General features: G+C 60.4%; 7 protein-coding genes. 6 read left to right on the top strand and 1 reads right to left on the bottom strand.

The annotated features are described in order from the left end of the window. Nucleotides 1-543: 543 nt before the first annotated feature. Both QRN50_RS19060 and QRN50_RS19055 read left to right on the top strand, forming a co-directional pair. A complete protein-coding gene (locus QRN50_RS19060; RefSeq protein WP_003406479.1) occupies nucleotides 544-1,752 on the top strand; it encodes an MFS transporter in 1,209 nt (402 codons plus the stop codon). After that, a complete protein-coding gene (locus QRN50_RS19055; RefSeq protein WP_096126566.1) occupies nucleotides 1,752-3,032 on the top strand; it encodes an arsenic transporter in 1,281 nt (426 codons plus the stop codon). Before QRN50_RS19060 ends, QRN50_RS19055 begins: the two co-directional genes overlap by 1 nt. Here QRN50_RS19055 and QRN50_RS19050 read toward each other — a convergent pair. After that, nucleotides 2,998-3,981 carry a DUF1853 family protein gene (locus QRN50_RS19050; RefSeq protein ID WP_011267174.1) on the bottom strand — a complete coding sequence of 328 codons (984 nt, stop codon included), beginning with the start codon at nucleotides 3,979-3,981 and terminating at the stop codon, nucleotides 2,998-3,000. The two genes, QRN50_RS19055 and QRN50_RS19050, sit on opposite strands and share 35 nt — an antisense overlap. A gap of 371 nt (nucleotides 3,982-4,352) precedes the next feature. Between QRN50_RS19050 and QRN50_RS19045 the strand changes: the two genes are divergently transcribed. The 4 genes from QRN50_RS19045 to QRN50_RS19030 all read left to right on the top strand — a co-directional run bounded on the left by QRN50_RS19045 (nucleotide 4,353) and on the right by QRN50_RS19030 (nucleotide 8,289). After that, nucleotides 4,353-5,417 carry a GGDEF domain-containing protein gene (locus QRN50_RS19045; protein ID WP_096126565.1) on the top strand — a complete coding sequence of 355 codons (1,065 nt, stop codon included), beginning with the start codon at nucleotides 4,353-4,355 and terminating at the stop codon, nucleotides 5,415-5,417. 141 nt (nucleotides 5,418-5,558) lie between these two features. Beyond that, nucleotides 5,559-6,449 carry an NAD(+) kinase gene (locus tag QRN50_RS19040; RefSeq protein ID WP_003409651.1) on the top strand — a complete coding sequence of 297 codons (891 nt, stop codon included), beginning with the start codon at nucleotides 5,559-5,561 and terminating at the stop codon, nucleotides 6,447-6,449. Continuing rightward, nucleotides 6,449-7,414 carry a metallophosphoesterase gene (locus QRN50_RS19035; RefSeq protein ID WP_024639081.1) on the top strand — a complete coding sequence of 322 codons (966 nt, stop codon included), beginning with the start codon at nucleotides 6,449-6,451 and terminating at the stop codon, nucleotides 7,412-7,414. The genes QRN50_RS19040 and QRN50_RS19035 overlap by 1 nt, the downstream gene beginning before the upstream one ends. A gap of 2 nt (nucleotides 7,415-7,416) precedes the next feature. After that, on the top strand, nucleotides 7,417-8,289 hold the full coding sequence (locus tag QRN50_RS19030; RefSeq protein WP_057457397.1) for a rhomboid family intramembrane serine protease: 873 nt from the start codon (nucleotides 7,417-7,419) through the stop codon (nucleotides 8,287-8,289). Nucleotides 8,290-8,297 lie beyond the last annotated feature (8 nt).

The following is an 8,297-nucleotide window of genomic DNA, read 5'->3' as shown; positions in this document are numbered from 1 at the left end:
GGGTTTGCCTACTTTGGCCCCATCAAAGTAGGTCGCCGAGGGGCGAAAAGGTGACCTGAGCCGAACGTCAATCCACCTGATGTCGCAGAACTGCTGTGTGACGCAGAGCGTCACGAAAGGCATTACCACGCGGAGCGTGGGAACGAGAATCTGAGGCGAACCCCAATCCGCCTGATGTCGCAGAACCGCTGTGTGACGCAGAGCGTCACGAAAGGCATTACCACGCGGAGCGTGGGAACGAGAATCTGAGTCGAACGCCAATCCAGCTGATGTCGCAGAACCGCTGTGTGACGCAGAGCGTCACGAAAGGCATTACCACGCGGAGCGTGGGAACGAGAATCTGAGCCGAACCTCAATCCAGCTGATGTCGCAGAACCGCCGTGTGACGCAGAGCGTCACGAAAGGCATTTCCGTCAGCAAAAATGCAACAAAACGTGGCACAGTCGCCCCGAAAAATGGCACATTGGCGCGCCCCGGTACGCGTGACACATCTTGTAATCATTCGTACCGGGCGGCCCGCGAACCCTTTTACGGATAAATACCATGGCGACCAGTGCTCCGCCCGCGACGGCGAAGGCCTCGACCACCCCTCAAGCCAGCCCGCTGGTGATGCGCATCATCGGTGCTGTTGCCCTCGCGCACCTGGTCAACGACCTGATTCAAGCCATCCTCCCGTCGATCTACCCGATGCTCAAGGCCAGCTACGACCTGAGCTTCACCCAGATCGGCCTGATTACCCTGACATTTCAGATCACAGCCTCGCTGCTGCAGCCCTGGGTCGGTTATTACACTGACCGCCATCCCAACCCGCTGGTACTGCCCGTCGGATCGATCTGCACGCTGATCGGCATCGTCATGATGTCGATGGTCGGCAGCTTTCCCTTGATCCTGCTGGCCGCCGCGTTGATCGGCATCGGCTCGTCAACGTTCCACCCGGAAGCCTCGCGTATCGCGCGACTGGCCTCCGGTGGTCGCTACGGGCTCGCGCAATCGACCTTTCAGGTCGGTGGCAACACAGGCACGGCATTCGGACCGTTGCTGGCGGCGGCGATCATCATCCCGTTCGGCCAGGGCAATGTCGCCTGGATCGGGCTGTTTGCGTTGTTCTCGCTGGGGCTGCTGTATGCGATCAGCCGCTGGTATCGCGCGCACCTCAACCTGTTCAAGCTCAAGGCCGGTCAGGCAGCCACTCATGGTCTGTCCAGAAAACGCGTGATTGCCTCGTTGGCAGTGCTGGCGTTCCTGGTGTTTTCCAAGTTCTTCTACATGACCAGCCTGACCAGCTATTTCACCTTCTACCTGATCGAGAAATTTGGCCTGTCGGTCGCCAGCTCGCAGTTGCACCTGTTCCTGTTTCTGGGCGCCGTGGCGGCGGGGACCTTTTTCGGCGGGCCGATCGGTGACCGCATTGGCCGCAAGGCGGTGATCTGGTTCTCGATTCTTGGTGCCGCGCCGTTCACCCTGGCGCTGCCCTATGCGGATCTGTTCTGGACCAGCGTACTCAGTGTGATCATTGGCTTCGTCCTGGCCTCGGCGTTTTCCGCCATCGTGGTCTACGCCCAGGAGCTGGTGCCTGGCAACGTGGGCATGATCGCCGGGCTGTTCTTCGGCCTGATGTTCGGCTTTGGCGGCATCGGCGCTGCCTTGCTCGGCTATCTGGCTGACAGCCACGGCATCCTGTTCGTCTACACGCTGTGCTCGTACCTGCCGCTGCTCGGCATCCTCGCGATTCTTCTGCCTCGGACCAAATAATGCTGATAGCAACGCTGATTTTCCTGTTCACCATCACGCTGGTCATCTGGCAACCCAAGGGCCTTGGCGTAGGCTGGAGTGCCGTATTGGGGGCAATTCTGGCGTTGCTGACAGGCGTCGTGCACGTCAGTGACATCGCTGTGGTGTGGGGCATCATCTGGAATGCCACGGCGACGTTCATTTCGCTGATCATCATCACGCTGTTGCTCGATGAGGCCGGTTTCTTCGCCTGGGCAGCGCTGCATGTGGCGCGCTGGGGCAAGGGCAACGGGCGCCGTTTGTTTGCCCTGTTCGTGCTGTTCGGTGCGCTGGTGTCCGCCTTGTTCGCCAACGATGGCGCGGTGCTGATCCTCACCCCGATCGTCATTGCCATGATGCTGGCGTTGCGTTTCTCGCCTGCGTCGACGCTGGCGTTCGTCATGGCGGCCGGTTTCATCGCCGATACGGCCAGCCTGCCGCTGGTGGTCTCGAACCTGGTGAACATCGTGTCGGCGGATTACTTCAAGATCGGTTTCAACCGTTACGCAGCGGTCATGGTGCCGGTGAATCTGGCCAGTGTCGCCGCCACCCTGGCCGTGCTGATGTGGTACTTCCGTCGGGATATTCCCGCCGAGTTCGAGCCTGAGCAGCTGGACAAGCCGGAAACGGTTATCCATGACCGCGCCACGTTTCTGGCCGGTTGGGCGGTGCTGCTGATTCTGCTGGTGGGCTGTTTTGCCCTTGAGCCGCTGGGCATCCCGATCAGCGCGATCTCGTCGGTGTGTGCAGTGTTGCTGCTGGCCATTGCCGCCAAAGGGCATACGATCAAGACCCGCAAGGTGATGAAAGAAGCACCGTGGCACATCGTGGTCTTTTCGCTGGGTATGTACCTGGTGGTCTATGGCCTGCGTAACGCCGGGCTGACCGATTACCTGGCCAATCTGCTGGACTGGTTCGCGGGCTATGGCATCTGGGGCGCGGCGATGGGCACCGGCGTGATGACCGCGTTCCTGTCTTCGATCATGAACAACATGCCCACGGTACTCATCGGGCTGCTGTCCATCGACGCAAGTCATGCTAGCGGTGCGATCCAGGAAGCCATGATCTACGCCAACGTGATCGGCAGCGACCTCGGCCCGAAAATCACCCCCATCGGCAGCCTGGCCACGCTGCTCTGGCTGCATGTGCTGCAGCGCAAGGGCATCACTATCAGCTGGGGCTACTACTTCAAGGTCGGTATCGTGCTGACCGTGCCTGTGCTGCTGGTCACACTGGCTGCGCTGGCATTGCGGTTGAGTTGAGCGGATGACTGGTATCGGCGAGGTTCGGCCACATGTCCGACACCAGAAACAGCCGCTCGGCTTCCTCCCAGTGGCCCTCGGCATTCTCCCTGAGGCGCACCAATAGCTGCGCCGGGGCCAGCGGGTCGAGTTCACTCAGCCATTCGTGCAACTGTTGATCGCTCCATGCCTCGTTATAGAGTGCCGGCGCCAGCCAGGCATGGCGCGGCAGGGGCTGCCAGCGTCCCGGTTGGCTTTGCGCCAGGAACGACTTCCAGTCACGTTGATGTAGCCAGCGACCCTTGAGGTGCTGCGGATGAACGCCGGCAGGGGATTGGCATGAACCTGGCCACGGATACAACAGGTAGCCGCCCAGCCACAACCGCGCAGTGAACGCCTCGACTCCCAGCGCTGCCAGCGTCGCCCGGCTTTCCGGACGTGCCGACATCGGCAGCTGATGCTGGCTCAGATGGGTCAGCTTGCGGTCCAGCCGGTCCTGACAGCCAGGCCCCAGCCAGTGCGCCGGATCGCTGCCATCACCGTCCTGCGGCCCCAGGTAGAGCTTGATCGCCAGTTCGACGTGGTGCACGCCTTCACCATCGCGCAGCAGCATGTCCAGCTCGCCCAGGGTCTGGCTGCCAAGCCTGATCGGCAGGTTGGCGGCGATTATTTCCACCCCCGGCGCATGCTGCAGGGCGAATTGCCAGAGCCGTTCGTAATAGCGGCCCAGTCTTCGTGTGGTGGCCTGCGCCAGCCAGTCTTCGAGCGGGCGGCTGTCGCGGTCCAGTTGCCAGAGAAAGTCCGCCAGTTGCTGTGGCGCTTTTACCCAGTCGCTGCCCGCCAGTGGATGGCGCTGCGGCCAGGGCGCGGTTTCAAGCATGGGCGGCGCGAGGATCACCCAGGCAAGGTCGCGCACTTCGGAATGCCGCAATTGGCGGGGGAGATCGATCAGGTCGGGGAATAGAGTCATGTGTCGAGGATAGCGTGAGTCGCCGCCGACAAACAGCGTGTTGGGCAAACAGCATATGCACGCCGGTGTTTTTGCTTTCGACGACAACGTATGACGTACGATGTGCGACAGGATGATCATCGAATATAAAAAGGTTATTGAGAATTATCAGGCGCCTTCTCTTTGTGCACACTGTCATTCATATCCAGTATATTGTTGGCGTCAAACAGTTCAGGCGCCAGTCAAGGATGTTCATTGGCCGGTGTGTCTCAATGGTGGTCACCGTGTGGTGAACGTCATTCAATCAGTCGGTCGACTCGTGGACTGCTTTATATAGGTGGTCTTCATGCGGCGGATATTCGACTCGGCAAATCGGATGCCTGGAGTTTTCTATGAACGGTGACATGCAGACCCGGATAAAACAACTGCTCTCACCCGCCATTGCACGTGTGCAATGTATTGCCATCGTTTGTTGGCTGGTTGTTCTGTCGGTCACGCCGTATCTGCAATTCGGTCTGCTGGAAGTACTGCTGACCCTTGGCCTGCTGGGCGCGTGCGCCTGGCAATATCGCGCAGTCGATTTCCGGGTCTGGCGATGTATGGGCATGGCCTTCGTGATCATTGTGGCACTGTGCTTTTCAAGGGCGGGCCATTTACGCACCGCGACGGACATCAACTGGTCACTCTCGGTCGCCGTAATGATTATTCTGTGTTCGACATTGTTAGTGGTGTATACCCGGGATTATCTGCTGGTGGCGGTACTCGCCTGGTGTATTCTTTCTCCCGCTCAGGGGATCGATACCGACAGTGTCGCGACGCTGTTCATGACACTGTTCTTTATCACGTCGGTCAGTCTGGGCAGTGTGCTGAATCATACTTACACGCGCACACTTCGTACGGTATTGAGTCTGGAGCATCAGTTTCGCGAATTGTCGATGACCGATGACCTGACCGCTATATTGAATCGCCGTGCACTGATGCAGGCACTGGATAATCATGTGCTGAATAATTCCGCGGGTTATTTTCTGATGCTCGACATTGATGACTTCAAAACCATCAATGATCAATTCGGCCACGACGCCGGTGATCAGGCGCTTCGGGTGATGGCTGGCTGCCTGCAAAAGACCGTGGGCAGTCTCGCCTTCGGACGCATGGGCGGAGAGGAGTTCGGCGTGATCCTGCCAATGTGCAGTGAAGACGACGCTCGTGATTATGTGCTGGACCTGTTGGAGTGCATCAGAAAATCCCTCGCTGTCAGCCCGCTGACCTGCAGTGCCGGGCTGGCCGACATCCCTGCGGCAGCGGACAGCTCGGCAGTGCTCAAGACCGCCGACATCAATTTGTATCAGGCCAAGCGGGGCGGCAAGGACCGGGCATTCTGGCGAGGTGCGCAGATAGGCGGCCAGCAGGCGCACGGGAGTGTGGAATGCGACAAAACCCGCGCCCTGACACGATAGGCGGCCATCGGACTTCATCGCGCCGCCCGTACCCTGTTGCAAGGTCCGCGAAACCCTTTTTTAACCCCGGTTTGCTGCTGTCAGGCCCTTTCGCCCATAATCACGTTTTTAAAGTCGTATCGAACCCGCAGCAGGAGCCTCATGGAGCAATTTCGCAATATCGGCATCATCGGTCGCCTGGGCAGTGTTCAGGTGCTCGAGACCGTTCGCCGACTCAAGAGATTCCTGCTGGACCGCCACCTGCACGTCATTCTCGAAGAAACGATCGCCGAGGTCCTGCCCGGTCATGGCCTGCAGACCTCATCGCGCAAGATGCTCGGCGAGGTCTGCGACATGGTCATTGTGGTCGGCGGCGACGGCAGCCTGCTGGGCGCGGCGCGGGCACTGGCCCGGCATAACGTTCCGGTGCTGGGCATCAACCGTGGCAGCCTGGGCTTTCTGACCGACATCCGCCCCGACGAGCTGGAGGTCAAATGCGCCGAAGTGCTCGACGGGCATTACCTGGTGGAAAACCGCTTTCTGCTCCAGGCCGAAGTGCGTCGCCACGGCGAGGCCATCGGTCAGGGCGATGCGCTCAACGACGTGGTGCTGCACCCCGGCAAGTCCACGCGCATGATCGAGTTCGAGATCTACATCGACGGTCAGTTCGTGTGCAGTCAGAAGGCCGACGGCCTGATCGTCGCCACACCGACCGGTTCGACCGCCTACGCGCTGTCGGCAGGCGGGCCGATCATGCACCCCAAGCTCGATGCCATCGTCATTGTGCCGATGTACCCGCATACCTTGTCCGGGCGGCCCATCGTGGTCGACGGCAACAGCGAGCTGAAAATCGTGGTGTCCAAGGACATGACCATTTACCCGCAAGTGTCGTGCGACGGCCAGAATCACTTCACCTGCGCGCCGGGTGACACCATTACGGTCAGCAAGAAACCGCAGAAACTGCGTCTGATCCATCCGCTGGATCACAACTATTACGAGGTCTGCCGCACCAAGCTCGGCTGGGGCAGCAAGCTCGGCGGCGGGGGCGATTAATGCTCGATCCGGCGCGTGGCTATGATCTGATCGGTGACGTGCACGGGTGCGCCCATACCCTCGAGCACTTGCTGGAGCTTCTCGGTTACCGTCTGCAGGCTGGCGTGTGGCGCCATCCTGAGCGCATCGTCATCTTCCTCGGCGACATCATCGACCGCGGCCCGCGTATTCGTGAAGCGCTGCACATCGTCCGCGACATGGTCCAGGCCGGTCAGGCGTTGTGCATCATGGGCAACCATGAGTTCAACGCGCTGGGCTGGGTGACCCCGGCCCTTTCCGAAAGCGGTCATCAGTTCGTGCGCGAGCACACCCCGCGTCATGCGCGGCTGATCGGCGAGACCCTGGCGCAGTTCGAGCAATATCCGGATGAGTGGAGCGAGTTCGTCAACTGGTTCTACGAGTTACCGCTGTACCTTGATGCCGGTCGCTTCAGGGTGGTGCACGCCTGCTGGGATGCGACCCTGATCGATCCGCTGCGTGGCCTGCATGGTACGGGGTGTATCGACAAGCATTTCGTCCAGGCATCGGCAGTGCCCGGCAGCTTCGCCAGTAATGTCTTCAATCGTCTGCTGCGTGGCACCGACATGCGCCTGCCGCACGGCCTGACCCTGACTGGCGGTGATGGCCTGACCCGCGAATTCTTCCGCACCAAGTTCTGGGAGGATGATCCGCAGACTTACGGCGACGTGGTCTTTCAGCCGGACGCCTTGCCCGAAGGGGTTGCCAAGACGCCATTGACCACGTCGGAAAAGAACGCCTTGCTGCGGTATGGCATCAATGAGCCGCTGCTGTTTGTCGGTCATTACTGGCGCAGCGGCATCCCTGCGCCTATCCGGCCGAACCTGGCCTGTCTGGATTACAGCGCCGTGCTCTACGGCAAACTGGTCGCCTATCGGCTGGACCAGGAAACACAGATCGATCCGGACAAATTCGTCTGGGTCGACGTGCAGCGTCCCGAGGTTTGAGAATGAGTCCTGTAGCTGTCCTGCGTTTGCCGCTGACCACCGACCTGAGCGGTTTTGTCAGGCTGTTGCTGCGCTTGCAGATTCCTCACCGGGTCAGTGAAGAGGCTGGCGAGCAAGTCCTGTGGGTGCCGGACGCGCCGCGACTGGTCGAAGAAGTGCGCGAGTTGTACACGCGCTTTCCCGAAGGCGACGAGCACGTTCAACTGGCGCAGGACAGCGCGAGCTCCACTTACAAGCCGCCCGGCCTGATCGAGCAGTTACGCAACAGCCCCGTGACGGCTTTGGTATTGCTGGTCACCTTGCTGGTGGCCGGCCTGACGCTGCTGGGCGATAACCTCGAAGCCGTCCGCTGGCTGACCTTTCAGGATTTCCGCATCAATGGCGAGTACGCAACGTTTCTGCCGTTGTCCGAAAACCTGGCGTCCGGGCAGTGGTGGCGGATCATCTCGCCCATGCTGATCCACTTCGGCATCCTGCACCTGGCCATGAACGGCATGTGGTTCTGGGAGCTGGGGCGGCGGATTGAAATTCGTCAGGGCAGCCTGTCGCTGCTGTTGCTGACCTTGCTGTTCTCGTCGGTTTCAAATTACGTGCAATACCTGTTCAGCGGCCCAAGCCTGTTTGGCGGACTGTCCGGCGTGCTGTATGGCCTGCTCGGGCATTGCTGGATTTTCCAGATGCTGGCACCCAACCCGGTCTACCGCCTGCCGCGCGGCGTGTTGATCATGATGCTGGTCTGGCTGGCACTGTGCCTGTCCGGGCTGGTGAGCATGCTCGGCTTCGGCGAAATCGCCAACGGTGCGCATGTCGGCGGGCTGATCATCGGTTGTGTCACCGGGCTGCTGGGTGGTGCGATTGCGCGCCGCAAGGCCTAGAATTACCC

The sequence above is a fragment of the Pseudomonas sp. MEJ108 genome, from assembly GCF_030208985.1.
In the GTDB taxonomy this organism is placed as follows: domain Bacteria; phylum Pseudomonadota; class Gammaproteobacteria; order Pseudomonadales; family Pseudomonadaceae; genus Aquipseudomonas; species Aquipseudomonas fragariae.
Note: the sequence above shows the minus strand (reverse complement) of the source record. Positions and strands in the feature narration are given on the sequence as shown.

Bases quoted from the DNA above. Each gene is read 5' to 3' on its own strand.
- QRN50_RS19055 (WP_096126566.1), top strand. From the start codon at position 1,752: ATGCTGATAGCAACGCTGATTTTCCTGTTCACCATCACGCTGGTCATC.
- QRN50_RS19035 (WP_024639081.1), top strand. From the start codon at position 6,449: ATGCTCGATCCGGCGCGTGGCTATGATCTGATCGGTGACGTGCACGGG.
- QRN50_RS19050 (WP_011267174.1), bottom strand. From the start codon at position 3,981: ATGACTCTATTCCCCGACCTGATCGATCTCCCCCGCCAATTGCGGCAT.
- QRN50_RS19060 (WP_003406479.1), top strand. From the start codon at position 544: ATGGCGACCAGTGCTCCGCCCGCGACGGCGAAGGCCTCGACCACCCCT.
- QRN50_RS19045 (WP_096126565.1), top strand. From the start codon at position 4,353: ATGAACGGTGACATGCAGACCCGGATAAAACAACTGCTCTCACCCGCC.
- QRN50_RS19030 (WP_057457397.1), top strand. From the start codon at position 7,417: ATGAGTCCTGTAGCTGTCCTGCGTTTGCCGCTGACCACCGACCTGAGC.
- QRN50_RS19040 (WP_003409651.1), top strand. From the start codon at position 5,559: ATGGAGCAATTTCGCAATATCGGCATCATCGGTCGCCTGGGCAGTGTT.